General features: G+C 68.7%; 21 protein-coding genes and 1 riboswitch. Of the genes, 11 read left to right on the top strand and 10 right to left on the bottom strand.

The features are described from left to right. Positions 1-1,260, top strand: a complete 1,260-nt coding sequence (locus ADBZ9K_RS26390) for a uracil-xanthine permease family protein (protein WP_526625239.1) — start codon at positions 1-3, stop codon at positions 1,258-1,260. A gap of 13 nt (positions 1,261-1,273) precedes the next feature. Here the strand turns inward: ADBZ9K_RS26390 and ADBZ9K_RS26385 are convergent, their stop codons facing one another. Next, entirely contained in the window at positions 1,274-2,752 is a 1,479-nt protein-coding gene (locus tag ADBZ9K_RS26385) for a M28 family metallopeptidase (RefSeq protein WP_526625646.1), read from the bottom strand. Between the two features lie 81 nt (positions 2,753-2,833). On the opposite strand from ADBZ9K_RS26385, the gene ADBZ9K_RS26380 reads away from it, so the two are divergent. Together ADBZ9K_RS26380 and ADBZ9K_RS26375 are read left to right on the top strand one after the other, a co-directional pair. Then, positions 2,834-3,820, top strand: coding sequence for a permease (locus tag ADBZ9K_RS26380; protein WP_526625237.1), 987 nt, complete (start codon positions 2,834-2,836; stop codon positions 3,818-3,820). Further along, positions 3,817-4,521, top strand: coding sequence for a TIGR03943 family putative permease subunit (locus ADBZ9K_RS26375; protein ID WP_526625236.1), 705 nt, complete (start codon positions 3,817-3,819; stop codon positions 4,519-4,521). Before ADBZ9K_RS26380 ends, ADBZ9K_RS26375 begins: the two co-directional genes overlap by 4 nt. On the opposite strand, the gene ADBZ9K_RS26370 is transcribed toward ADBZ9K_RS26375, so the two are convergent. The 4 genes from ADBZ9K_RS26370 to thiO form a co-directional block, all read right to left on the bottom strand. Further along, the gene (locus ADBZ9K_RS26370) at positions 4,509-5,276 is read right to left on the bottom strand and encodes an SGNH/GDSL hydrolase family protein (RefSeq protein WP_526625234.1); all 768 of its coding nucleotides are present in this window, start codon (positions 5,274-5,276) and stop codon (positions 4,509-4,511) included. The two genes, ADBZ9K_RS26375 and ADBZ9K_RS26370, sit on opposite strands and share 13 nt — an antisense overlap. Then, the gene (locus ADBZ9K_RS26365; RefSeq protein ID WP_526625232.1) at positions 5,273-6,043 is read right to left on the bottom strand and encodes a thiazole synthase; all 771 of its coding nucleotides are present in this window, start codon (positions 6,041-6,043) and stop codon (positions 5,273-5,275) included. Before ADBZ9K_RS26365 ends, ADBZ9K_RS26370 begins: the two co-directional genes overlap by 4 nt. Further along, positions 6,036-6,233, bottom strand: coding sequence for a sulfur carrier protein ThiS (thiS, locus tag ADBZ9K_RS26360; protein ID WP_526625230.1), 198 nt, complete (start codon positions 6,231-6,233; stop codon positions 6,036-6,038). The genes ADBZ9K_RS26365 and thiS overlap by 8 nt, the downstream gene beginning before the upstream one ends. Next, on the bottom strand, positions 6,230-7,237 hold the full coding sequence (gene thiO, locus ADBZ9K_RS26355; RefSeq protein WP_526625228.1) for a glycine oxidase ThiO: 1,008 nt from the start codon (positions 7,235-7,237) through the stop codon (positions 6,230-6,232). The genes thiS and thiO overlap by 4 nt, the downstream gene beginning before the upstream one ends. Further along, positions 7,232-7,345, bottom strand: a riboswitch (TPP riboswitch). Its footprint overlaps the gene before it by 6 nt. Before the next feature lie 24 nt (positions 7,346-7,369). Here thiO and thiE point away from each other — a divergent pair. Continuing rightward, positions 7,370-8,041: a thiamine phosphate synthase gene (gene thiE / locus ADBZ9K_RS26350; RefSeq protein WP_526625227.1), complete on the top strand. Its 672-nt coding sequence runs from the start codon at positions 7,370-7,372 to the stop codon at positions 8,039-8,041. On the opposite strand, the gene ADBZ9K_RS26345 is transcribed toward thiE, so the two are convergent. Next, the gene (locus ADBZ9K_RS26345; RefSeq protein WP_526625226.1) at positions 8,034-8,615 is read right to left on the bottom strand and encodes an NUDIX hydrolase; all 582 of its coding nucleotides are present in this window, start codon (positions 8,613-8,615) and stop codon (positions 8,034-8,036) included. The two genes, thiE and ADBZ9K_RS26345, sit on opposite strands and share 8 nt — an antisense overlap. Before the next feature lie 129 nt (positions 8,616-8,744). Between ADBZ9K_RS26345 and glnX the strand changes: the two genes are divergently transcribed. The 3 genes from glnX to ADBZ9K_RS26330 are packed head-to-tail and all read left to right on the top strand — an operon-like array spanning position 8,745 to position 13,293. Beyond that, positions 8,745-10,064 carry a protein kinase G-activating protein GlnX gene (gene glnX, locus ADBZ9K_RS26340; RefSeq protein ID WP_526625225.1) on the top strand — a complete coding sequence of 440 codons (1,320 nt, stop codon included), beginning with the start codon at positions 8,745-8,747 and terminating at the stop codon, positions 10,062-10,064. Further along, a complete protein-coding gene (locus ADBZ9K_RS26335; RefSeq protein ID WP_526625224.1) occupies positions 10,061-11,032 on the top strand; it encodes a glutamate ABC transporter substrate-binding protein in 972 nt (323 codons plus the stop codon). The genes glnX and ADBZ9K_RS26335 overlap by 4 nt, the downstream gene beginning before the upstream one ends. Further along, positions 11,032-13,293: a serine/threonine-protein kinase gene (locus ADBZ9K_RS26330; protein ID WP_526625645.1), complete on the top strand. Its 2,262-nt coding sequence runs from the start codon at positions 11,032-11,034 to the stop codon at positions 13,291-13,293. Before ADBZ9K_RS26335 ends, ADBZ9K_RS26330 begins: the two co-directional genes overlap by 1 nt. A 104-nt stretch (positions 13,294-13,397) precedes the next feature. Here ADBZ9K_RS26330 and ADBZ9K_RS26325 read toward each other — a convergent pair whose 3' ends face one another. From ADBZ9K_RS26325 to pta, 4 genes are all read right to left on the bottom strand, one after another. Further along, positions 13,398-14,255: a hypothetical protein gene (locus ADBZ9K_RS26325; RefSeq protein ID WP_526625223.1), complete on the bottom strand. Its 858-nt coding sequence runs from the start codon at positions 14,253-14,255 to the stop codon at positions 13,398-13,400. A 62-nt stretch (positions 14,256-14,317) separates the two neighbouring features. Beyond that, complete coding sequence (locus ADBZ9K_RS26320; protein ID WP_526625222.1) at positions 14,318-15,193, bottom strand: cytochrome c oxidase assembly protein; 876 nt, start codon at positions 15,191-15,193, stop codon at positions 14,318-14,320. 168 nt (positions 15,194-15,361) lie between these two features. Then, positions 15,362-16,549 (bottom strand): acetate/propionate family kinase, encoded by a 1,188-nt coding sequence (locus tag ADBZ9K_RS26315; protein WP_526625221.1) that lies wholly within the window; start codon positions 16,547-16,549, stop codon positions 15,362-15,364. A gap of 2 nt (positions 16,550-16,551) precedes the next feature. Next, positions 16,552-18,624, bottom strand: a complete 2,073-nt coding sequence (gene pta / locus ADBZ9K_RS26310) for a phosphate acetyltransferase (RefSeq protein WP_526625220.1) — start codon at positions 18,622-18,624, stop codon at positions 16,552-16,554. Positions 18,625-18,993: 369 nt separating this feature from the next. Between pta and ADBZ9K_RS26305 the strand changes: the two genes are divergently transcribed. The 4 genes from ADBZ9K_RS26305 (at position 18,994) to ADBZ9K_RS26290 (ending at position 25,599) form a co-directional block, all read left to right on the top strand. Continuing rightward, entirely contained in the window at positions 18,994-20,511 is a 1,518-nt protein-coding gene (locus tag ADBZ9K_RS26305; RefSeq protein WP_526625219.1) for a hypothetical protein, read from the top strand. Beyond that, positions 20,508-21,914, top strand: coding sequence for a glycosyltransferase (locus ADBZ9K_RS26300; RefSeq protein WP_526625217.1), 1,407 nt, complete (start codon positions 20,508-20,510; stop codon positions 21,912-21,914). The genes ADBZ9K_RS26305 and ADBZ9K_RS26300 overlap by 4 nt, the downstream gene beginning before the upstream one ends. Positions 21,915-22,012: 98 nt before the next feature. Continuing rightward, entirely contained in the window at positions 22,013-23,731 is a 1,719-nt protein-coding gene (locus tag ADBZ9K_RS26295) for a hypothetical protein (RefSeq protein ID WP_526625216.1), read from the top strand. A gap of 170 nt (positions 23,732-23,901) precedes the next feature. Then, on the top strand, positions 23,902-25,599 hold the full coding sequence (locus ADBZ9K_RS26290) for a glycosyltransferase family protein (RefSeq protein ID WP_526625215.1): 1,698 nt from the start codon (positions 23,902-23,904) through the stop codon (positions 25,597-25,599). The last annotated feature ends 2 nt before the right edge of the window (positions 25,600-25,601 follow it).

Here is a 25,601-nt window from a genome sequence, read left to right as displayed (position 1 = left end):
GTGATTCCGCTGAGCTGGACGCCCGTCGAGACCCGCGCCGACGAGAGCTTCGTCGTCGCCCCGCACGAACGATTGAGCTGGCCGCGGACCCTGGGTATCGGGGCTCAGCACGTGGTCGCGATGTTCGGCGCCACGTTCCTGGTGCCGGTGCTCACCGGCTTTCCGCCCGCCACGACGCTGCTGTTCTCCGGCATCGGCACGTGTGCGTTCCTGGTGATCACCGGCAACCGGCTGCCGAGCTATCTGGGTTCGAGTTTCTCGGTGATCGCGCCGGTGACGGCGGCGGTCGCCTCGCACGGCGCGGGCAGCGCACTCGGTGGGCTGATCGCCGTCGGGGTGCTGCTGATCGCCATCGGGCTGGCCGTCCAGCTGGCCGGGACCCGCTGGATCGACCTCGCCCTCCCCCCGGTCGTCACGGGCGCCATCGTCGCGCTCATCGGCTTCAACCTGGCACCGGCGGCCAAGACGAACTTCGAGAAGGGCCCGCTGGTCGGCATCGTCACGCTGGTGCTGCTGGTGGCCGCGCTGGCGTTCTTCCGCGGCATCATCGGCCGGCTGGCGATCTTCCTGGCCGTGACGGTCGGCTATCTGCTCGCGCTGGCGCTAGGGGATGTCGACACCGCGGCGATCGCCGCGGCCGGCTGGATCGGCCTGCCGCAGTTCCAGACGCCGGCCTTCACCTGGTCGGTGCTGCCGATGTTCCTGCCCGCGGTGATCGCCCTGGTGGCCGAGAACATCGGCCACGTGAAGTCCGTCGGGCAGATGACCGGGGTCGACACCGATCCGCTGACCGGTCGGGCGCTGGCCGCCGACGGTGTCGCCACGGTGCTGGCCGGCCTCGGTGGCGGTTCGGCGACCACCACCTACGCCGAGAACATCGGTGTGATGGCGGCGACGCGGGTCTACTCCACCGCCGCGTACTGGGTGGCCGGACTGACAGCGATCCTGCTGGCCTTGTGTCCCAAGGTCGGAGCGACGATCTCGGCCATCCCGCCGGGGGTGCTCGGCGGGGCCACCATCGTGCTCTACGGGCTCGTCGGGGTGCTCGGCGTTCGGATCTGGCTGACCAATCATGTCGACTTCGGCCAACCGGTCAACCAGATGACGGCGGCCATCGCGCTGATCATCGGGATCGCCGACTTCACCTGGACCATCGGCAGTCTCACGTTCTCCGGCATCGCCCTGGGCTCCATCGCGGCGCTGGTGGTCTACCACGGCATGCGGGGCCTGGGGGTGTTGCGGGGCGGCCGGTCGACGTGAGCGCCGTATCGACTCAGTTCTCGGTGATGACGTGGCGGGTCCGGTCGTCGCGGACCGGAACTCCGTTGCGGCCGTCGATGTCCTGGGCGTAGAGGCCGACCGAGTAGGCCACTCCCCCGCCGAGGATGCCCAGTGCGGTCCGGTCGACGTGGTCGAGGGTGTCGGTGCTCTTGTGGTAGTTCGGGTCGAACGGAGCATCGGCCGTACCGCCCCACAGCTTCTGCTGCTCAGCGGTCTTGTTCTCCTCGGCCCCGGAGAACAGCCCGCCGGACGGCACCCCGGCCAGGGTGAACGCGTCGTAATCCGAGCGGCCGTCGAATGAGGTGTCCTGGGCGGTCTTGCCGGCCGCCGCGAGGTAGGCGACCAGGGTGCGCTCGATGCCCGGGGAGCCCTCCGGGACCCGCGGCACCTGCTCACTGCGTCCCGGCGCGCTGGACTGGTCACCGTCGTAGGTGAAGTAGCCCGGGTTGGGCGAGCCGATCATGTCGTAATTCAGGTACAGCGCAATGTCTTTGAGCTGTTCGGCGGTCAGCGACTGGACGTATTTCTGCGAGCCGACCGTGCCTAGTTCCTCGGCACCCCAGAACGCGAACCGCACCGCGTTCTTCAGCTCCGCCGCCGGCCCCAGCTGCACGGCCGTCTCCAGCACCGCGGCCACGCCCGAGCCGTTGTCGTTGATACCCGGTCCGTCCGGGACGCTGTCGAGGTGGGCGCCGACGACGACCACGTCACTGGCCGACCCGGTCTTGGTCTGGGCGATGACGTTGCGGGCATTGACGGTTTTGGTGCTGGCATCCATCGTGAGGGTGACCGGTCCTGGAGCGCCGCGCAGCCGGGCCCCGTCGGCCTTCTTCACTCCGGCCACCGGAATCTTGACGTCGGTGTCCTCGCCGAGGGTGGCACCCATGTGCTCCTCGTCGACGTTGTCGGCCACGATCAGCGCCACCGCACCGAGCTTGGCGGCGATGGCCTGCTTGTCGGCGAAGGGGCAGGCGCCGCGGTCGACCAGGACCACCGCACCGCGGACCGGCAGACCGTCGTAGTCGGCGGGGGCACAGCCCGGCGAGTCGTCGGCCGGTGCGGCCACCAGTGGTCCGGCGACGCCCTGCGGCGCTGTGGCGATACTGAACTCCAGCGCGCGGGCGGGCACCTCGGCGCCGCCGACCCGCAACGTTGTCGTGCCGGGTTGGAAGACCCGGGTCTGGAATTCCGGGGTCTGCACATCGAAACCCTTACCGCGCAGCACGCCGACGACGTAGTCGATGCTGGCCTCGAACCCGGGTGAACCCACCGCTCGGGTGCCGTTGTTAGCGTTGGCGATGTCCTGCAATTTCTGCAGGTGGGCGACCATCGCGTCGGTGGTGAGCCGCTGGCGCAGTTCGTCGGCGAACTGCGCGGCCGGTCTGCCAGCCACGACCGGTTGCGATAAATCGGTCGACCGGTCGCATCCGGTCAAGGCGACGGCGGCGACCACGACGGTCAGCCAGGCCATCACGGCCGGGGGTCTGTGCTTCACCGCGCCCAGGTTAGACGCTCGCCCGGATACGCAGGTTCGAGTGGCACGATGGCCGCAATGCTGTCGAAGACCGTGACCGCTCCTCGCCGCCGCCTGGTGACCTCCACCGAGGTGCTGGTGGCCGGCTTGGTGGTGTGCGCCCTGGCCGGCACCTGGATGCGCGATGGAGTCGCCGGCAACCCGCGGCTGGCCACCGCGGGCACCGTGTTCGCCGGCGTGTTCCTGCAGGCCGTGCCGTTCCTGGCGCTCGGCGTGGTGATCAGCGGACTGATCGCCGCCTACGTCTCGACCGAGCGGCTGGCCCGGTGGCTGCCCGCCAGAGCCCCGGCCGCGGTGTTGGCCGCCGGGGTGGCCGGTGCGGCGCTGCCCGGTTGTGAGTGCGGATCGGTGCCGGTGGCCCGACGGTTGTTCGGCGACGGGACGGTGGGCGCGGCGGCGCTGACGTTCATGCTGAGCGCACCGGCGATCAACCCGGTGGTGCTGGTGGCCACCTCGGTGGCCTTCCCCGGCCAGCCGCAGATGGTGCTGGCCCGGTGCGTCGCCTCGCTGGGGACTGCGGTCGTCATGGGGATGCTGTGGTCGCGGTGGGGTCGGCCCGGCTGGATCACCCGCACACCGCCGCGGGCGACCGGCAGCGATCAGTCCCGGTGGACGGTGTTCACCGAGGCCGCCCGCCACGACTTCTTGCAAGCCGCCTCCTATCTGGTGATCGGGGCGGCGGCGGCCGCGACGTTGCGAGTTGTGGTGCCGCCGTGGGTTTTCGAGCACGTGGCGGGCAACCTGCTCATCGGTGTGGTGAGCATGGCCCTGCTGGCTTTCGTGCTGGCGCTGTGTTCGGAGGCCGACGCGTTCGTGGCGGCCAGCCTCACCATGGTGCCGCTGGTGCCGCGGTTGGTGTTCCTGGTGGTCGGGCCGGCCGTGGACATCAAACTGGTCGCCATGCAGGCCGGTTTGTTCGGCCGCGGGTTCGCGCTGCGCTTCGCCCCGGTGACGCTGGTGGTCGCGACCATGCTGGCCACGGGAGTCGGGCTGGTGCTGCTGTGAGGCGTGAAACCGAGAACACCCTGCTGCTGATCGTCGGGATCGCCTTGGTGATGGTGACGGTCACCGGGGCCTACACCCGCTACGTCAAACCCACCATGCTGATCTGGCTGGCGGCCTCGGCGGTGTTGGTGATCGCGCTGGCGCTGGTGGCGATCGTGCGGGACGTGCGCGCCGGCGGCGCCCATCCCGAGCACGGCGGCCATACCCACCGCAACGGCATCGTCTGGCTGCTGGTCCTGCCGGTGGTGCTGCTGATCTTCGTGGTGCCGCCGGCGCTGAGCGCCCGGGCCGCCGCGCCGGTCACCGTGTCGGTGACCAATGCGCGCTCGTTTCCGCCGCTGCCGCCCGGCCCAGCGCCGGTGGTGTCACTGCCGGAGGTGCTGATGCGGGTCGCGGTCGGCAAGGTCGGCGCCCTGGACGGCAGGCAGATCACCGTCACCGGTTTCACCATGCGCGACGGCGATCACGTCGATCTGGCCAAGATCGTCATCATCTGCTGTGCGGCCGACGCCCAGCTGGCCAGGCTGCAGCTGTCCGGTCCGGCGGCGCCGACGGCGGCGTCCTTCCCGGAGAACACCTGGGTTCAGGTGCAGGGCACCGTGCCCGCCGGCCAGAGGTATACCGGGACGTCGTCGATCCCGACGCTGGAGGTGTCCAGCGTGGTCCGGGTCGACCCACCGGCCAACACCTACGGCTCCTGAAGCCTCGCCACGATCAGATCGGCCACCGCCTGCATGCCGGCGGCGTTGGGGTGAAACGGTTTCGGCCGCCACGGCAGAAACGACCCAGCCCCGATCGTCCACGGCTGCGCCGACCAGGCGTGGTGGTCTTCACTGGCTCGAGCCGCGGGCACGACCTCGCAGCCGGTGGCCTGCGCGGCCTGCGCGGTCAGGGCCGCCAGCCGCTGGGCGACGTGGCGGCCCAGTTCGGCGACATCCGCGGCCAGCGGCGGGGCCGGGGTTCCTGGCGGCGGCAGCAGGGTCAGGTAGTCCACGAACAGGATTCGCGCTCGCGGTGATCGGCCGCGCAGCGCCCGGCCGACGTCCCGAAGCGACGCACCGACCCGGTCCAGCGCCTCGTCGCGGGCGGCGGGGTCCAGCAGTTCACGCAGGGCGCCACCGAGCACCGGGAGCTTTCGCAGCACCGAGGGCATGGTCGCGGCGAACAGCAACGGCACATAGCCGGCGTCGTTGCCGCCGATGGTGACGGTGACCAGCTCCTCCGAGCCGTCCAGGGCGTCGACCTGCGGCGGCGCGCCATGCTGGCGATCGCGCAGGATGTGAGCGGTGGTGGCCCCGGAGTAGGTGACGTCGACCAGGTCGAGGCTCAGCCGCTGGGCCACCAGGTGTGGGTAGTTGCGGGCCGACCGTCCCGCCGCCAACGGCGAACCCGGCGCGCGGGGCTTGATACCCGGGCCGGCTGCCATCGAACTGCCCAGAGCGACATAGCGATTCACGCATCCTGCCAAGACAGGCTCGGGCTGGATGCCTGGGCCCAGAACCGCTTCGGGATCCGTCCGGCGTGGCGGGCCAGAAATCCGGCGGTGACGGCGGCGGCCATCGCGGCGGCCATTGCCGGAGGGTCCGCGGCACGCGTGACGGCGCTGGCCAAAAGGACGGCATCGCAACCCAATTCCATCGCCAGCGCGGCATCGCTGGCGGTACCGATGCCGGCATCCAGGATCACCGGCACCCCGGCGGCGGCGACGATCATCTCGATGTTGTGCGGGTTGGAGATCCCCAGCCCGGTGCCGATCGGCGAGCCCAGCGGCATGACCGCGGCGCAGCCGGTGTCTTCCAGCCGACGGGCCAGCACCGGGTCGTCGTTGGTGTAGGGCAGCACGACGAACCCATCGTCGACCAATTGTTCTGCGGCGCGCACCAATTCGATCGCATCAGGCAGCAGGGTGCGCTCGTCGGCGATCACCTCGAGCTTGACCCAATTGGTTCCGAGCGCCTCACGGGCCAGCTGCGCGGTGAGCACCGCCTCGGCCGCGCCGCGACAGCCCGCGGTATTGGGCAACGCGGTGATCTCCAGCCGGCCCAGCAGGTCGAGCACCCCGGTGCGGCCGTCAGCGTCAACCCGGCGCATCGCGACGGTGGTCAGTTCGGTGCCGGAGGCCACCAACGCCTCCTCCAGGACCGTCAGATTCGGCGCGCCGCCGGTGCCGAGGATCAGCCGGGAGCCGAACGTGCGGCCGGCGATCGTCAGATGGTCAACCACCTTGCACCGCCGTCACCACTTCCACGCGGGCGCCTTCGGTCAGCGCCGAATGCCATTGCGAGCGAGGCAGAACCGTCCAGTCGACCGCGACCGCGATACCGCGGTCGGGAATCCCGAGGGACGCCAGCAGCGCCTCGACCGTGGTGTCGTCGTCGACGTCGACCTCCTCGTCGTTGACCGTGACCTTCACGCCCGTGCTCCTATCAGTTCGGCGGCAACACGCTCGGCTGTCCAGGGGGCCAGCAGGAATCCCGACCGACCGTGCCCGGTGGCCACCAGCGTGCCTTCGTCGAGGCGCCCGACGATCGGAATGTTGTCCGGGGTCATCGGCCGCAGCCCCGCCGCGCATTCGGCCAGCTCGTATTCGCCAAGCGCGGGCATCACCGCGCAGGCATCGTCGAGCAGCTCACGCACGCCAGTCACCGAGGGCGCGGTGTCGCGGCCGTGCTCGTACTGGGTCGCGCCGACCACCACACCGTCGGCGCGGGGCACCAGGTAGACGTGCCGGCCGCGCACCCGGGCCCGCACCACCCGCTGCGGCACCGGCATGCACCCGTGCCGCCAGCGCAGCCGCAGCACCTCACCCTTGACCGGGCGGACCGGCAGACCGGGCCACAGCGACGGCGCGTCGATACCGTTGGCGATCACCACGGTGTCGGCACCGTCGCGCGCGTCGTCGAGGGCCCGTACCGGTGCGGCCCAACGCACCCCGAGCTGCTCGCAGTGTGCCTCCAGAGCGGCCAGCAGCTTACGGTTGTCCACCGCGAGCTCGTCGGCGGCGACGAAACCGTGTCGAATACCTTGGGCCAGAAGGGGTTCGATGTCGCGCGCGGCGGTGGTCACGGTCACCGGATGCCCCTGGACCGACAACCAGTCGGCGACGGTGCGCAGGTCGGCGGCGTCGGCGCGATCGACGGCGACCACCAGCGACTCGCGGGCGGTGACCACGTCGTCGGGCAGGCCGTCGAGGAACCCGCCGTGCCACAGGCGCAGTGACTCCAGGCCGATCGTCAGCAGCTGTTCCTCACCGGGCCAGGCTTCGCTGTGCGGGGCCAGCATGCCGCCGGCCACCCAGGACGCACCAAGCAGGGGACTGCGGTGCACCCGCACCGACAGGCCGTCCAGCGCGGCGCGGCGCGCCACCGCAAGCCCGATGACCCCGCCGCCGATGACGGCCAGCGATTCGTTCGACATATCCCTCTCGCTTCCTTCGCCGGCATGACCCGGATCAGGTGGTGACGGTCTGGAGGGTTGGTCGCCTCCACTCTCAGCCCCGCTCCCGGGACTCCCGTGCCGAGCCTCCACGCTAGCCGCTACCGTCGCGGTGTGCACGAACCTGCAACGACGCTCGCGGCCGCACGGCTATACCTGTGCACCGACGCCCGGCGCGAACGCGGTGACCTGGCCGAGTTCGCCGACGCGGCGCTGTCCGGCGGCGTGGACATCGTCCAACTGCGGGACAAGGGTTCACCCGGCGAGCAGCGGTTCGGGCCGCTGGAGGCGCGCGGCGAACTGGCCGCGTGCGAGATCCTGGCCGACGCCGCGCGCCGGCACGGCGCCCTGCTGGCGGTCAACGACCGCGCCGACATCGCCCGCGCCGCGGGTGCCGACGTGTTGCACCTGGGCCAGGACGACCTGCCGCTGGACGTGGCCCGTCAGATCGTCGGACCGGACACGCTGATCGGGCGTTCCACCCACGAGACGGGGGAGGCGGCGCGCGCGTTGATGGAGGACGTCGACTACTTCTGCGTGGGCCCGTGCTGGCCGACGCCGACGAAACCGGGCCGCCCCGCACCCGGACTGGACCTGGTGCGCGCGGTGGCGACCATGCACCCCGACAAGCCGTGGTTCGCCATCGGCGGGATCGACGAACAGCGCCTGCCCGAGGTGATCGACGCCGGCGCCCGCCGGGTCGTGGTGGTGCGCGCGATCACCGCCGCCGCGGATCCGCAGGCTGCCGCCCGACGGCTGCGGTCGGCGCTGAGCGCTGCTAGGTGACCCCGGCGGCGGCCGGCGTGCACCAGGCAAAGACCCCGGATTGGATCTCGACAGTGTGGGGCACCGCCAGCAGGCATTCGACGTGCTCGTGCGGGTTGAGCACCGTGGTGATGCGCAGCCGCTCCCAGCTGGCCGCGAATCCCGGATGCAGCGGCAGCCCGACGACCTCGTCCTCGGCCACCCAGCGCAACTCCGAGCTCTCCCGGTTCGGCACGGTGCTGAGCAACTCCGGTGCGTCGGCGACAACGGTGGTGTAGCTCCAGTGCGCTCCGCCGGCCCCGACCACCTCGGCGGTGACGACCGTCGCGCGCACCAGTACGTGCTCGGCGAGCAGCCCGGCCTCCTCGTGCGCTTCCCGCACGGCCGCCTGCTCGGGTGTTTCGTGACTGTCGCGGGCCCCGCCGGGCAGCGCCCAGGTACCGCCCTGGTGACTCCACGGGGCGCGGTGCTGGAGCAACACCGCGGGCGTGCCGTCCGGGCGGGGAGCCCGCAGCAACAACCCGGCGGCACCGTGCCGTCCCCAGTAGTGCGCGCCGGTGTCTGACACCACCCAGCCGTCGCCGTCGCCTCGCACGCGTTCAGGATAAGCACGCCACGGCACAGCACGTACCGTCGATCCCACCCCATCCGTCACAGCACCTCTTAGGATCGTCTCAGGAAGTGCGAAAGGAATCGGGGCAACAGGGAATGAGGTCCGCGCGAGGTGACCGTTGAGCTGGCGCACCCGTCGACCGAGCCGTTGGCGCAACGGTCGCCGACCCTGCCCGCTCACCCCCGCTGGTGGTTCCTGCGGACCACGCCGGGCCGGATCCTGACGATCGGGATCATCCTGGGCACCCTCGGAATCCTCAGCGCGTTCGCCACGTCGACGACGATCACCGACCGGCAGACCCAGCTGACCACGGTGCTCAACCACACCGAGCCACTGGCGTTCGCCGCCGGGCAGCTCTACACCACGCTGTCGGTTGCCGACGCCGCCGCGGCGACGGCGTTCATCGCCGGCTCGGAGCCGCGCGCGGTGCGGCAACGCTACGAGCAGGCCATCACCGATGCCGCCGTGGCGGTCACCCGGGCCTCCAGCGGGCTCACCGACGAGCCGCTGGTCCAGCTGCTCGGCCGGATCAACGCCCAATTGGCCGTCTACACCGGACTCATCGAGACCGCCCGCACCAACAACCGGATGGGCAATCCGGTTGGCTCGTCGTATCTGTCAGAAGCCTCGGCGCTGATGCAGCAGCAGATCCTGCCCGACGCGCAGCGGCTCTACGAACAGACCTCGGCGCGGGTGGACGCCGAGACCACCGCCTCCACCCAGATCCCGGCCCCGGTGATCGCGGTGGTCGCGATCACGCTGTTGTTCGGGGCGTTCGCCCACCGGTGGCTGGCCAGGAGCACCAAGCGACGGGTCAACGTCGGCCTGATCGCCGGCGGGCTGGCGATCGTGATCATGATCATCTGGGTGGGTTCGGCGCTGGCCATCTCCACCGCAGGCAGCCGAGCCGCCAAGGACACCGCGGCCGAGTCGCTGAAAACGGTGACTAACCTGGCGATCACCGCCCAGCAGGCCCGCGCCGACGAGACGCTGTCCCTGATCCGGCGCGGTGACGAAGACATCCGTAAGCGGTCCTACTATCAGCGCGTTGAAGCCATGCACACCCAGCTCACCGAATACCTGGCCCGCAAGGACGCGATCGCCAAGAGCGACCTCGCCGACGCCGACCAGCTGCTGATGAAGTGGCGCCAGGCCGACGAGCGGATCAATTCCTACATCTCGGTAGGCAATTACCAGGCGGCCACCCAGGTGGCGCTGGGCACCGGCGAGGACGATTCGACGCCGGCGTTCGACAAGCTCGACGCCGCGCTGTCCAGCGGTATCCGGGAGAGCCGCAACCAGTTGCGCAACGACATCCTCTCCGCCCGGCGGGTGTTGTCGGGTACCACGGTGGGCGGGGTGGTGCTGTCGGTGGGAGCGGCACTCGCGGTGGCGCTGGGGTTGTGGCCGAGGTTGAGTGAGTACCGATGAGCGGCATCCGGCGGGTCCTGTGCATCGCGGTCGCTGTCGCGACCCTGCTCACTGGGTGCGGCAGGACCGAATACATCCAGAGCCCGCCGGTGCCGACGCTGGCGCCGCCCACCCCGGCCGGGATGGAGGAGCTCTCCCCCGAACCCCCGCAGCCGCCCGACCCGACTGAGAACGACTGCGACCGCACCGCAAGCCTGCGCCCGTTTTCCACCAAGGCCGAGGCCGACGCCGCCGTCGCCGGGATCCGCGCCAGGGGCCGGTTGATCGTCGGGCTGGACATCGGCTCCAACCTGTTCTCCTTCCGCGACCCGATCACCGGGGAGATCACCGGTTTCGACGTCGACATCGCCGGCGAGGTCGCGCGCGACATCTTCGGCACCCCGTCGGCAGTCGAGTATCGGATCCTGTCCTCGGCCGACCGGATCACCGCCCTGCAGAACAACACCGTCGACATCGTCGTCAAGACCATGACGATCACCTGTGAGCGGCGCAAGCAGGTGAACTTCTCCACGGCGTATTTCACCGCCTACCAACGCATCCTGGCCCCGCGCGAGTCGGCCATCTCGCAGGCGTCGGATCTGTCCGGGCGGCGGGTGTGCGTGGCTCGGGGCACTACGTCCCTGGAGCGGGTCCGCCAGATCGCCCCGCCGCCGATCATCGTGACGGTGGTGAGCTGGGCCGACTGCCTGGTCGCGTTGCAGCAGCGCGAGGTCGACGCGGTGAGCACCGACGACTCGATCCTGGCGGGTCTGGTGGCACAGGATCCCTACCTGCACATCATCGGGCCGAACATGGCTCAGCAGCCGTACGGCATCGGCATCAACCTGACCAACACCGGGCTGGTCCGGTTCGTCAACGGCACGCTGGAACGCATCCGCCGCGACGGCACGTGGAACACCTTGTACCGCAAATGGTTGACCGTGCTGGGCCCAGCGCCCGCTCCCCCGACGCCGAGGTATCTGGACTGATGGACGGGCCAGATCAGCCGGATGTCGAGGTCGGAACCCAGCCGGCGAGTCTCGCCGACCTCGGCATGGACTCGGTGTCGACCGTGCGACCGATGGCCACCCAGGCGATCTTCCGGCCACGCTTCGACGACGAGGACCTAGCCGATAGCGCGGGCACCGAGCCCGAATCCATGCACCACGCCACCGTGGCCCGCTCGCTGTCGGCAACCCGCCGGCTCGGCGGCGGGCTGGTGGAGATTCCGCGGGTCCCCGAGGTCGATCCGCTCGCGGCGTTGATGGTCAATCCCGTTGTCGCCGAGTCGAAGCGGTTCTGCTGGAACTGCGGCCAGCCGGTTGGCCGCTCGACCGACGAGCACGAGGCGACGTCCGAAGGGTGGTGCCCGCACTGCGGCAGCGCGTATTCGTTCCTCCCGCAGCTGGTTCCGGGCGATATGGTCGCCGACCAGTACGAGATCAAGGGCTGCGTGGCGCACGGCGGACTGGGCTGGGTGTACCTGGCCGTCGACCACAACGTCAACGAGCGTCCCGTGGTGCTCAAGGGCCTGGTGCATTCCGGTGACGCCGAAGCGCAGGCGATCGCGATGGCCGAGCGGCAGTTCCTCGCCGAGGTGGCCCACCCGTCGATCGTGAAGATCTTCAACTTCGTCGAGCACCCCGACAAGCACGGCGAGCCGGTCGGCTACATCGTGATGGAATACGTCGGCGGTACGTCGCTCAAGCCGGCGGCCGGAAGGAAACTTCCGGTGGCCGAGGCCATCGCCTACATGGTAGAGATCCTTCCGGCGCTGGGCTATCTGCATTCAATCGGCTTGTGCTACAACGACCTCAAGCCGGAGAACATCATGGTCACCGAGGAGCAGCCGCGACCGGGGCTCAAGCTCATCGACTTGGGCGCGGTGTCGCGGATCAACTCCTTCGGCTACCTGTACGGCACCCCGGGCTACCAGGCGCCGGAGATCGTTCGCACCGGCCCCACCGTCGCCAGCGACATCTACACGGTGGGGCGCACCCTGGCCGCGCTGACGCTGAATCTGCGCACCCGCAAAGGCCGCTACGTCGACGGCCTGCCCGAGGACGATCCGGTGCTGGCCAAGTACGACTCGTTCGCCCGGCTGTTGCGCCGCGCCATCGACCCCGATCCCCGGCGTCGCTTCGCCAGTGCTGAGGAGATGTCCTCGCAACTCATGGGTGTCCTGCGCGAAGTGGTGGCTGAGGACACCGGCGCTCCACGCCCCGGTCTGTCCACCGTGTTCACCCGCACCCGTTCAACATTCGGCGTCGAGTTGCTGGTGGCGCACACCGACGTCTACCTGGACGGGCTGGTGCATGCGGCAAAGCTGACCGCGGCCGAGATCGTCACCGCGCTGCCGGTTCCGCTGGTCGACCCGACCGATGTGGCGGCGACGGTGCTCTCGGCGACGGTGCTCTCCCAACCGGTCCAGACGCTGGACTCGCTGCGCGCGGCCCGCCACGGTGGGCTGGACTCCGAGGGCGTCGATTTGACCGAGTCGGTGGAGCTGCCGCTGATGGAGGTGCGGGCGCTGCTGGACCTCGGCGATGTCGCCAAAGCCAACCGCAAGCTCGAGGATCTGGCCGAACGGGTGGGCTGGCGCTGGCGACTGATCTGGTTCAAAGCCGTCTCCGAGCTGCTGACCGCCGACTACGATTCGGCGACAAAGCATTTCACCGAGGTGCTGGATACCTTCCCCGGCGAGTTGGCTCCCAAGCTGGCGCTGGCGGCGACGGCCGAACTGGCTGGCACCTCCGACGAGCTGCCGTTCTACCGAACGGTGTGGCACACCGACAACAATTCCATCTCGGCCGGTTTCGGCCTGGCTCGGGCCCAGTCGGTGGAGGGTGACCGCGAGTCGGCGGTGCACACCCTCGATGAAGTTCCGTCCTCCTCAAGGTATTTCACCACCGCACGGCTGACCAGCGCGGTGACGTTGCTGTCGGGCCGCAGCGCGCACGAGCTCACCGAGGAGCAGATCCGTGACGCCGCCCACCGCGTGGAGGCACTGCCCGATTCCGAGCCGCGGGTGCTGCAGATCCGGGCCCTGGTGCTGGGTACCGCGATGGACTGGATCGGCGAACATGAGGCCAGCACCAACCACATCCTCGGGTTCCCGTTCACCGAGCACGGCCTGCGCCTGGGCGTCGAAGCCTCACTGCGCAGCCTGGCCAGGGTCGCCACCACCCAGGCGCACCGCTACGCCTTGGTCGACATGGCCAATAACGTCCGGCCCACCAGCACGTTCTAGATCCCTGGTGGGTGTGCCGCGCTGAGTGTGCGTGCAGGGCGCCGACTGTGCGTCCGCGGCGCTGCGACTCGACAATCGCCGCCCCTGGCGCACGGTCGAAGCCGTCACCGCACAGTCGATTCCCGCATCGCGATGGCACGGCGCACCCTGCGCAGCACATCGCCGGGATGATCCTCGGCCACCACCCGGATCAGCAGCCAGCCGAGCTCCTCGATCAACTCGCGGCGGCGGATGTCGCGGACGTACTGCCGGCGGTCGGATCGGTGCTGGTCGCCGTCGTACTCGACGCCGACCATCAGCTCGGGCCAGCCCATGTCCAGATAGGCCACGACGACACCGTCAGCGAAGACCGGCAGCTGGGTGTGCGGTCGCGGTAGTCCAGCGCGGATCAACGTCAGGCGGAGGTACGTCTCGCGGGGCGACTCCGCGCCGCGGTCGACGAGTTCCAGGGCGGACTCCAACCGACGCAGCCCTCGAGCACCTCGATGATTGCCGGCCAGAGCCAACACGTCGTCGACGCGGAACGAGGTGGCCCTGGCCAGGGCGTCGAGCCGGGCGACCGCCGATGTCGACGTGCCGGACCGCCCCAGGTCGAAAGCCGTCCGCTCCGCGGTGGTGACGCGAAACCCGTCGATCGACTGCACCTCGCCACCGTGCAGCAGCGCACGTCGGGTCACCACACCGCGCGGCGCGCGCGGATTCGCGTGAATCAGCTCTACCGCAACATCGTCGGCGATCCACTTCGATCCATGCAGCGCCGCCGCGGCGAGCCCGGCGACGGTGGCCGCGCCCCGCGACCACAGCCACGCTGCGGCTATCCGGTCGCGAAGCGTAGGTTCACCATCGCGCGGAATGTAGACATCAGGAAAGACGGGCCGGAAGCGGGTTCGCAACTGGTGGCGGTTCAATGCTCCGCCGGCCAGCGCCTCGCTGCCGATGAAGGGCTGGCTGCCGTTCCACACGCCAGCAGACTCCCATGGGGTGCCGCGGGCCGTCTGCGGCTATGTACAGGGCTCGACCGTGCTCACCGCCCGAAGCGCTCCCGCAGGACGGGATCGTTCTCCCACCACAGCGCAGGCGCCGGTTCGGCCGCCTCATCCAGCGCGGCGTCCACCTCGGCGGCCCGGCGCCGTTCCTCGGAACCGAGCTGCCGCATCAGCAGCAGGACGAACGGGATGCCCAACACATCACCGACGATCCACAGGATGCCCGCGCCGATCGACTGGTCGACCCGCAGGTTGGGGCCCCAATCTCGATGCAGCGCAGCGTAATAGTCGGCGGCGACGAGCGGGCCAAGCCACAGCACGACGCCGAGCACGCCGTCGGCCAACGACTCGATGGTGCTGATTCCGATCGACACCAGCGGCGAGAAGCGCCGGGGCACCGGGTCCGACTGCAGGCGGGTGTAGAAGTAGCCGAACCCGACGATGACGAGCAGCAGCCGGGTCCCCGCGGCCAGCGGGCCGGTCATCGAGGCGACGTACCACGGGGTGAGGTAGAGCAGCCACGGGGTGGCCAGCATGGCGACGGACGTGGCCAGCGGTGAGCACACCGCGCGCACGACCGGGCTCTGCAGCGCGGGCTCGACGAGTCGGCGAGCCCGGGGCGAGGCCGCGCACAGCGTCGCCACCGGCCGGCCCAGCGCGAGCAGGCACGGGGCGACCATCAGCAGCAGGAGCACCTGTAGCGACCGCACCCAGAACAGCACCGGCGCATACACACCCACCACGCTGAGCGTTGCCACGGCCCATATCGCGACGCCCAGGAAGAAGCACCACGCCTGGGTGCGGCCGACCTCGTCGGTGCGGCGGGCGCGTCGATAGCTACGCAGGTAGGCGACGCTCGCGGCGGCGATGGCCACCAGCGCGCTGGCGTCCAGCGTCCACACCCCGCCGATCACGGGCGCCGATGCTACGCGGACAGGCTGGGAAGTCGCCGTGATGCCGGTGTACCCCAACTGACTGTGCGGTTAGTGCGCCGACCGTGCACCCTGGGCGAACCTGCGCCCGCAATCCCGCCGTGGACGCACAGTGGAAGCCGCCGACGCACAGTCGGTCATCTGAGGGCGCTAGATCACGGTCAGGCAGGCGCGGGCGATCGCCAGCTCCTCGTTCGTCGGGATCACCAGCACCGTCGTCGGCGACTTGTCGGCGGAGATCCGCCGCGGGCCCCTGGCCGGACTGTCGTTGAGGTGTTCGTCGAGCTCGATGCCCAGCGGCGCCAGCCCGGTCAGCGCATCCCGGCGCACCCGCGCGTCGTTCTCGCCCACCCCCGCGGTGAACGTCACCACGTCGGTGTGCCCCAGCACCGCCAGGTAGGCGCCGATGTACTTGCGCAGCCGGTGGATGTAGACGTCATAGGCCAATTGTGCTGCCTCGTCACCGGATTCGATGCGCTGGTGCACCACGCGGAAATCGATCTCACCGCCGAGACCGTACATGCCGGAGTGCCGGTTGAGCATGGCCTCGATCTCCTCGACACCCATCCCGGCGGTGCGCCACAGGTAGACGAGCACACCGGGGTCGATGTCGCCGGAGCGAGTCCCCATCACCAAGCCCTCCATCGGCGTCAAGCCCATCGAGGTGTCGACCGGACGACCACCGGCGATAGCCGAGGCCGACGCCCCGTTACCGAGATGCAGCACAATCTGATTCAGCGACTCGATCGGCGCGCCCAGAAACTCCGCCGCCTGGTGGCTGACGTAGCGGTGCGAAGTGCCGTGGAAACCGTAGCGGCGGATCTGCCACCGGCGGGCCAGGTCACCGTCCATCGCATAGGTGGCGGCGGCCGCGGGCAGATCGTGGAAGAACGCGGTGTCGAACACGGCAACGTGGGGAACGTCCGGCAGAATCTTGTGCGCAACCTCGATCCCCAACACCGCCGGTGGGTTGTGCAGCGGGGCCAGCGGCGCAAGCTCATCGAGCTTGGCGATCAGGTCGTCGTCAACGAGGGTCGGCCGGTACAGATTCGGCCCGCCGTGCACCACTCGGTGTCCGACCGCAGCCAGGCCTAGTGTCTCCAGGTGTCCACCGACTTCAGCGAAGAGGTCGAAGGTCAGGCGAAGGGCCGCTGCGTGGTCGGCGACAGCCTCTTCACGGCGGACTTTGAGCCCGCCGAACTCGAGCAGTGCCGAAGAGTGATTGTCGCCGATCCGCTCGACGATCCCGCTTGCCACCGATACACCCGAATCTGGCTGAACCAGACTATATTTCACCGATGATGAGCCAGAGTTGAGGACTAGGACGGTTCGCTGCACGACTACTTCCCCTGGGCCTGGATCGCGGTGATCGCGACGGTGTTGACGATGTCCTCGACCAGCGCGCCGCGCGACAGATCGTTGACGGGTTTGTTGAGCCCCTGCAGCACCGGGCCGATGGCGATGGCCCCGGCGCTGCGCTGTACGGCTTTATAGGTGTTGTTGCCGGTGTTCAGGTCCGGGAAGATCAACACCGTCGCCCGGCCGGCCACCTGCGAATCTGGCATCTTGGCCGCCGCCACGGTGGGGTCGACGGCCGCGTCGTATTGGATCGGTCCTTCCACCAACAGTTCGGGCGCCCGGGTGCGCACCAGTTCGGTTGCGGCCCTAACCTTCTCCACACCGCTGCCGCTTCCCGAGCTGCCCGTGGAGTAGGACAGCATCGCCACCCGCGGCTCGATCCCGAACTGGGCGGCGGTGCGTGCCGAGCTGATCGCGATGTCGGCGAGCTGTTCGGCGGTGGGATCCGGCACGATCGCGCAGTCACCGTAGGCCAGCACCCGATCGGACAGGCACATCAGGAAGATGCTGGACACCGTGGACACCTCGGGCTGGGTCTTGATGATCTCGAAGGCGGGCCGCACGGTGTGCGCCGTGGTGTGGGCGGCGCCGGAGACCATGCCGTCGACGATGCCGTTGTGCACCAGCATGGTTCCGAAGTAGGACACGTCGTGCATGATCTCGCGCGCCTGCTCGAGCGTGACGCCCTTGCTCTTGCGAAGCTCGGCGTACTGTGCGGCGAACTGGTCGCACAGCTCACTGGTGCGTGGGTCGAGCACCGTGGCCGCCGCCAGGTCGACACCCAATTCCGCTGCGCGGGACCGGATGTGCGCTTCCTCACCGAGGATGGTCAGGTCTGCCACGCCGCGGCGCAGCAGCCGCCCGGCCGCCCGCAGGATGCGGTCGTCGTCACCCTCGGGCAGCACGATCCGCTTGCGGTCGGCCCGGGCGCGCTCCATTAGCTGGTAGGTGAACATCTGCGGGGTGGTCACCGTGGGGATCGGCAACGAGATCCGGCCCTGCATGTCGGCGATGTCGACATAGCGCTCCATCAGCGCTATCGCGGTGTCGATCTTGCGCTGCGACGTTGCCGTGACCCGTCCCCGGCTGCCGGCCACCGCGCTGGCCGTCTCGAAGGTGCCCAGGTCGGTGGCGATGATCGGCAGCCGCAGTCCCAGCCCATTGACCAGCTCGGCGATCGAGCCGTGCAGGGGAAGCCCGCCGTTGAGGATGATGGCCGACAAGGACGGGAAGCCCTCGGCGGCGTGCGCGCTGACCACCGCCAGCACCACGTCGGAACGGTCACCGGGGGTGACGACGGTGACGCCCTCGGTGAGCCGCTCGAGGCAGTGTTCAGCGGTCATGCCGGCGACGAGAACTCCCATCACCTCGCGGCCCAACAGCGACTCGTCGCCGTGAACCAGGACGCCGTCGACCGCCCGGCTCAGGTCGGCGACCGTCGGGGCGACCAGCAGCGGCTCCTCGGGAAGGACGTAGACGTGCGGCCCGAGATCTTTGCAGGCCTGCACCACCGCCTGCATCTGGGCCGGGTCGCACCGGTTGGCCACCACCGCAGCAGTATGGGCATGCTGGGCAGCCAGTTCGGCCAGGCACAGTTCGATGACCTGGACGACCTCGGCGGGTGTGCGGTCACGGGCGCGTACCGACAACAACACCGGAGCACCCAGGTTGGCCGCGATGCGGGCGTTCACGCTCAGTTCGGTGGGCGTGGCGACGTCGGTGTAGTCGGAGCCGACGATAACCACGGCGTCACAGCGGGCGGCAATCGCGTGATAGCGGTCGACGATATCGGCGATGGCGGCCTCGGGGTCGGCGTGCAGTCGCTGATAGCTGACGCCGACGCAGTCGTCGTAGCTCAGCCCCGCATTGCTGTGGGCCAACAGGAGTTCGAGGATGTAGTCACGATTCTCCCGGCGGGTGATGGGGCGGAACACCCCCGCCTTGGGCACCACCGCGGTCAGCCGGTGCAGGATGCCGAGTGCGATGGTGGACTTGCCGGTGTCGCCCTCGGGCGAGGCGATGTAGATGGACGTCGTGGATCGACCGTGGGTCACATCAACAGCTTGGCCTACCCGGGACCGGTGGGAAAGCCGAGCCATGTCCCGTCCAACCCGTGGTCACTTCACGTTTCCCCGCGGCAGAAGACGAGACATTCCTGTCCATCAATATAAGAATCGTGCACAGAAATGTGATTTTGGCAAACTAATTGAAGTATGCCCGAGCGTGCGTAGCCGAGCTCGGCTTTGTATGCTTTCCGGCGGGGTCTTAACAGGCCGACTTGAGCATCCATCGCCCAGGCTTGCTGGCTCGGGGTGATTGCGAGAACATGTCGGGGCGAAGGAAGCGGTGTGAGCATTCACGCAGACCTGACGACCAGTCGGACGGCTGCATCGCCGCTCCCGCTCCGCGCTGACGATCCCGCGGTGAAACTCGACTACCCCGAAACCGGCGCACCTGCCGAACCCGCCACCGAGCCCTTTGCGGCGCTGAGCGCTCCGGCGGTCCGCCCCGGCGCGCGGTCGCAGCCCTCCAAGGTGCTGACCCGGCCACGGCGCATTCCGTCGTGGTTACTGATTGCCCTCGTCATCGGCACCTGTGCCATCAGTGCCGCGCCGACGCTGCGGAGCAACGCGATCATCATCGCCGAGGGCTCCCCCACCGCGTACCTGGCGCTGGTGCCGCTCTGGGTGTTGGCGATCGCTCTCACCACCGACCGCAGCCCGCGGCGCCACGACGTCTCGGATTCCGACATCGACCGGATCCTCGCGACCTTGATCGCGACCCTGACCATCGCCTGTTGCCAGCTGGTCCTCAACCGGCTCGGCGCCGTCGGCGAGTTCTGGCATGCGCACCTGGTCTCCGTCTTCGCCTGGGTGGTGGCCCTGTCGATCCTCACCTTCGGGTCACGCTCCGCCGTCCGCATCCGCCTGGCGTGGGGATTCCTGCTGGCCTGCTTTCCCCCGTTCTTCCTGCTGGCCGGGCAGGCGCTGGGCGGGACGGTCCTCGCCTACGGTGCGCTCACCGCACTGTACGGCGCGGTGGCGACCTACCTGACGCTGCGCGGGCGGCCGACCAAATGGATCGCCGCACCGGCATACTTCACGTTCTCCTTCGCGGGGACGTATTTCCTGCAACATGTTTCACCGCCGATCGGCTATCTGGCTCCGGCCGCGACCCTGACCGTCCTCACCGTCGGGCTGGTCGTGCGCACAACACGCCACCATGGTCCCGCTGTCGTGCCGGCGCATTCACTGCTCAGCGTCGCCGTGGTGCTCGCGTTGTCGGTACTTGTCGGGGTGATGCCGCACCACCCGGTCAGCCATACCCCGCGCTCGGATCTCACCTGGGTGCGGTCCGACTGGATCACGCACACCAGCGACGCGGGGATGACGCTTGGCCAACCCGAGGTGTTCGCGTGGGGCCCACGGGTGATGGGCGACGGCGGCTCCGTTGTTCGCTATCCACTGCGTTCGGGCCGTGACGTGGCCTTCCTGGATGTGTTCTCGACCCGCGAGTACGGTCGGCTCACCGACTACTGCTGCGGGCTGTGGTACGCCACCTCCCCACCACCGGATGTCGAGCGGTCGTTCATCAGTTCCGAACACGGCATCAGCCAGGCCGCCGAGATGGGCAACCAGTACTCCCCTCCGCAGAAGCCCGGCGACCCGTCGTGGCATGCCCACCAATGGCTTTGGCGTTATCGAACGGCATCCGATGTGGTGTACCAGGCCGTCTACCTGGTCGCGTCGCGGGACCCGAAAGCACCCGAAAACGTTGCCACACCCCAACCGCCGACCCTGCGCACCGGGATCCTGCAACCGCTGGCGGCGCTGATCCAGGACCACGCCTCACTGCACACTCCGACGCCGTATGACGCGGCAACGTTGGACGCCCTGACGCGGCGGATCATCGCAACAGCACAGGCCGGCGCCCCTCGATGACCCTGTCCCGCGAAACACCGGCTGAACTCGCCGAGGAGTTCTCCGCGCGCCGGCTGTTGACCTGGCGGCAGCGGGTCCTCGGCCTGTCCATCGTCGCCACGCTTGGCATCGCCACCATCCTCGACTGGTCGACGACGGTGGCCGTGCTGATCACGATCGCCACGCTCTACTTCCTGGCCTCCACCATCGACCGGGCCTATCTGGTGTTCCGCGGGCTGGGCAGCGGCACCCGGGTGCACGTCACCGTCGAGCAGGCGTATTCCATTCCCGACCGCGATCTCCCGGTTTACACCGTGCTGCTACCCGCCTACCGGGAGCCCGACATCGTCGCGACGCTGCTGGAGGGCGTGAGCCAGATCGACTATCCCGCTGACAAACTCGACGTCTACCTGATCCTCGAGGAGGACGACGAGGAGACCATCGCGGCGTTCCAGTCGCAGCGGGTGCACAACATCAACCTGGTGGTGGTGCCGCCCAGCCAGCCCCGCACGAAGCCCAAAGCCTGCAACTACGCCATGGAGCTGCCCAGTGAACGCGGCGAGTACGTGACGATCTTCGACGCCGACGACATACCCGACCCGCTACAGCTACGAAAAGCGGCCTACACCTTCGCCAACGCCCCGGAGAACGTGGCCGCCTTGCAGGGCACACTGAGCTACTACAACGCGAACCAGAATCTGTTGACCAAGTGGTTCTCGATCGAATACGACCAATGGTTCTCCTATGTGCTGCCCGCGCTGAGCGAGGTCAACTGCGTGATCCCGTTGGGGGGGTCGTCCAACCACATCAAGAAGTCGCTGCTGTGGGAAGCCGGCGGATGGGACCCGTTCAATGTCACCGAGGACGCTGATCTGGGAATCCGGTTCGCCCGCATGGGATATCGCACCCTCATGCTCGACTCAGTGACAGCCGAGGAGGCCAACGCCGACCCGCTGAACTGGTTGCGGCAGCGTTCCCGTTGGTACAAGGGCTATCTGCAGACCTTCGTGGTGCACAGCCGCAGTCCGATCAAGCTGCTACGCGAAGTCGGTTTGGTGCCGCTGCTGCGGCTGATCAACATCACCGCGGGGATGCCGATCGCGTGCATGATCAACGTCGGGTTCTGGGCCCTCATTCTGCTGTGGTATGCCGGACGCCCGGCGTTTTTCGACGCCATCTTCCCCAACTCCACCTACTATCTCTCGCTGCTGCTGTTCACCGTCGGCAACGCGATCGCGGTGACGCTGAGTCTGTTGACCACACGTGCATCCGGCAAGCCGGAATGGCTGCTCGCCGCACTGTCGATACCGGGGTACTGGCTGTTGCAAGCAATCGGCGCGATCAAAGCGGGAGTGCAACTGGTGTACAACCCGTCCTACTGGGAGAAGACCGAACACGGGCTGGCCGACAAGGCAGCGCAGTGATTGGGCGCCAGCTCCGGCGGGTCGTCGCCACGATGTGCCTCATCGCCCTGCACTTGGCGCTGCATCCCCCGGCTGCCCGGGCGGATCCGGATATCACCGTGAGTTCCGACAGCACCCAGACGGTGTCGGAAACCTCCCCGTTCCCGACCATGACACTGGGCTGGCAGCAACTCGGGATGAGCTCGGCCCTGTACTTCGGTGCCGCCAACACAACCCAGACGGCGACGATCCCCGCACCGGCCGGGCTGGCCCCGATCACCCTGTCCGGCATGCTGCATTCGGCCACCAACATCCCGTCGGGCTATGTGGAGGCGCAGACCACCGACGGCCGGTTCCTGGGCTCGGTGCCGGTGCCCGACCTCGCCGCGGGCCGGACGTCGGTGCCGTTCAGCATCGACGTCAGCTCCGTGCCGGTGATCCGCAACCAGGCGCAGGTGAACATGGTTCTGCGGATATCGGGCGGCGACACCGTCTGCGGGCCGCCGCCGACGTTGGTCATCAGCGATTTCACGGTCGCGTTCGCCGGCGACGTGAGCCCGCCGACCACCCTTGCGCAGTACTTCCCGCCCATCGCTCCCACGATCGACCTCTACGTCGACCCGCAACCGACATCGGCCGAGAAACTCACCACACTGAGCCTGGTCACCGCGCTCACTCATCGCTACCAGCCGGCGTCGGTCCGGATCAATCTGCGCCAGCTGGCCCGCACCGAGGCCGAACCGCCGCCGGACGGGGACAGCCTCACCCGCGCCATCGTGATCCGCGACCGCAGCGATGTCGACGACCCCGATATCCGCCTGGTGACCAACGCGGTGCGGCCCTACGTCGTCGTCACCGGTAAGGGGCCGACCCTGGAACAACAGGTGGCACTGTTCCGCGACCGGCTGCTGGCGGTGGCCCAGACCGACAGCGTCGTCGTGAAGGCCGCGAAGATCGCGTCGGCTCAGGGCGCCCGGACCGCGACGTTCGGCCAGCTCCACGCCACCGGCGGCGCGTCGGTCCTGGGCGAGGCGACGATCTCGCTGAACCTGGGCACCGCGTCGTTCACCCTGGCCCGTCCCGGGATGATCGACATCCACCTGATGGCCAACTACACCCCGGTCGACGACAACGAGAAGGGGACGATGATCGCGGCCGCGGGCGGAGTCGTGCTGGCCACCGAACGCCTGGACAAGTCCGGCCGGCTGGACACCAAGTTCACCATCCCGGCTGAGATCGCGGCACGCAACCCCGGCCTGGTGCTCACCGTGGCATACGAACCGGGCGCGGGCGGTTGCACACCGCGAACAGTGCCGATGAACTTCCAGGTCGATCCGACGTCGACGGCGTCGGTTAAGCCGGGCGGCGCCGTCGCCATGGGCGGGTTTGCTTCTCTTCCACAGGCTTTCATCCCGACCTTCCAGGTGGCGATGGACGGCACCGATCCCGCGGAACTGTCACACGCGGCAACGATCGTCGGGCTCGTCCAGCGGGTGTCCCCGGTGGAACTGCGGCCGATCCTGGTCAGCCTGGACCAGGCGAGCGCCAGCAACGCCAGCGCGTTGATCATCGCGAATGCGCAAGCGGTGCACCGACACAACCTCAATCCGCCGATCGATACGGCCGGTGACCTGTCCAACATCGACGTCCCCATGGAGGTGAGCGCCGACATCCCATCGGGGTTGGCCACGCTCCAGAGCTACGCGCAGAACAACAGGACCGTTGTTCTGGTCTCGTCATCGGCCAATTGGGAGATGGCCACACCGCTGTTCGACTACCTCGGCGGGCTGCAGGACGGCTGGCGGGACCTCAACGGCGACGTCGTCGTCACTGGCTAGGGCGCGAACCCGCAGACCCTGACGATCCGGGCCGACGGTCCGGTGCCGCTGGCGGAGAATCCGGGCAGCGCATGGCGAAAGTGGGCATGGCTCAGCGGTGCCGCGGTGGCCATCTCACTGGCCGTTGTCGCCGCCTACCTGATCCGGCGCCGATCGGGCAGGGACGTGGCTTGACCGCTGTCCTCGAGATAGCCCAGCCCGCCGCGGCAGATCCGCTGGCGCTGAACCCGACACGGCGCCGGCGCAATCCACTGCGACCAGTGCTGTTCTTCGCGGCCTTCTTCGCGCTCTACGCGGGGATTGGTTACGTGCTGTACCGGATCGGCTACATCAACCCCGATGCGAGCGCCCGGGTCGGCAACGCCGGCTACACGATGATGAGCCGCTACCCCCACCTCGGCGCGGTGGGCTTCGTCTGGAATCCACTGCCCAGCTTCGTCGAGATTCCGCTGTTCCGGGCCACCTATTGGAACTCGTTTGTGAAGTCGACGGGTTACGTCGCCGCCATCCAGAGTGCCCTGTTCATGGCCGGCGCGGTGGTGCAGGTGCGCGGAATCGCCTTCGACCGTCAGGTCAGCGGCCTGGCCCGGTGGATCGCCGTCGCGGCGTTCGCCTTTCATCCGATGGTGCTGTTCTACGGCGGGGAAGGGATGAGCGAGGCCGCCGAACTGTTCCTGCTGCTGTGGGCGTGCCGGCACCTGCTGCGGTGGTTCCAAAGCTGCGCGCCCATCAACCTTGTCGTCTGCGGTATCGCACTCGCCCTGTGCTACCTGACCCGCATCGAAGCCGTCGTCGCCGTCTCGGTCACGGGCGTCACGGTTTTCGCCGTCTCCGCGCTGCGCAACCGGCCCGGGTGGGGGTGGCGGGGTGCGGCGCAGCTGGGGATCCACGACGCCGTGGTGGTCGCGTTCCTGCCCCTGTTCGCCATCGGCTCGTGGGCGATCGCCAGCTGGCTGCTGGTGGGCAGCCTGTTCGACTCCTTCACCTCGCAGTACGGCAACGCGGCCCAGGTCGCCGCGGCCGGAATCGGCAACACCCGCGACGCTCTCGGTTTCACCGGGACCACCCAGACCGTCGCGGCCCAATTGTTGGGCATGCAACCGTTGATCATCGTGGTTCTCGCCATGGTCATCACCCGAGCCGTCCGCCGCGGCTGCATCGACATCCTCGCGCCGCTGGCGATGTTCGGCTCGATCCTGGCTTTCCAGGTGTACGCGATCTACACGGCGACGACGTTCGGCTGGTTCCGGTTCTTCCTGACCGCGGTTCCGCTGGCCGTGGTGGCGCTGCTCGTCACCACCGAACCGGGCCCCGCGCGCGATCGCCTGGCACGGGTGCACTCGCGCCGCTCGCCGGCATGGCTGATCCCGATGCTGACCGCCGTCCTGGTCAGCTCCATTCCGTCGGCGTGGGCGTCGATGATGAATCCCGCTGTGGGAAAAGAGGAATTCGGCCTGCGTTCGGTGATCTGGCCGGACCGCTACCCGAAATCAGAGCACTGGATCTTCTGGGGCGGCGACCTGAGCCAGACCACCGCCGAGTGGTTCGACGACCAGAACCTTCCCAACGGCTCCGTCCTGGTCGACACCTTCTCGCTGGGCAAGACCTGGCTGGCCTCGAACCGCCCCAAACAGTTCGCGATCCGCAGCGACTACGACTTCTTCGACAAGGTCAACGCGCCCCTGGAAACCGGTGTCCGCTACGTCCTGGTCCCCAAGCCGACCGGGCTCGGGGAACTCGACGCCATCAACCTGCGCTACCCCACCATGTGGGCCGACGGTGCCGGGTTCGCCACGCTGGCTCTCAGCGTGGTGAACCCGCAAGGCTACGAGCAGTTCCGCGTCTACCAGATCAACGGTTCTGGCTGACG

This window comes from Mycobacterium sp. (assembly GCF_965229265.1).
Taxonomy (GTDB): Bacteria; Actinomycetota; Actinomycetes; order Mycobacteriales; family Mycobacteriaceae; genus Mycobacterium.
Note: the sequence above shows the minus strand (reverse complement) of the source record. Positions and strands in the feature narration are given on the sequence as shown.

Coding starts and splice junctions, on each gene's coding strand:
- thiO (WP_526625228.1), bottom strand. CDS start 7,237: ATGTCGAACGAATCGCTGGCCGTCATCGGCGGCGGGGTCATCGGGCTT.
- ADBZ9K_RS26300 (WP_526625217.1), top strand. CDS start 20,508: ATGACCCTGTCCCGCGAAACACCGGCTGAACTCGCCGAGGAGTTCTCC.
- ADBZ9K_RS26380 (WP_526625237.1), top strand. CDS start 2,834: ATGCTGTCGAAGACCGTGACCGCTCCTCGCCGCCGCCTGGTGACCTCC.
- ADBZ9K_RS26335 (WP_526625224.1), top strand. CDS start 10,061: ATGAGCGGCATCCGGCGGGTCCTGTGCATCGCGGTCGCTGTCGCGACC.
- ADBZ9K_RS26330 (WP_526625645.1), top strand. CDS start 11,032: ATGGACGGGCCAGATCAGCCGGATGTCGAGGTCGGAACCCAGCCGGCG.
- ADBZ9K_RS26385 (WP_526625646.1), bottom strand. CDS start 2,752: ATGGCCTGGCTGACCGTCGTGGTCGCCGCCGTCGCCTTGACCGGATGC.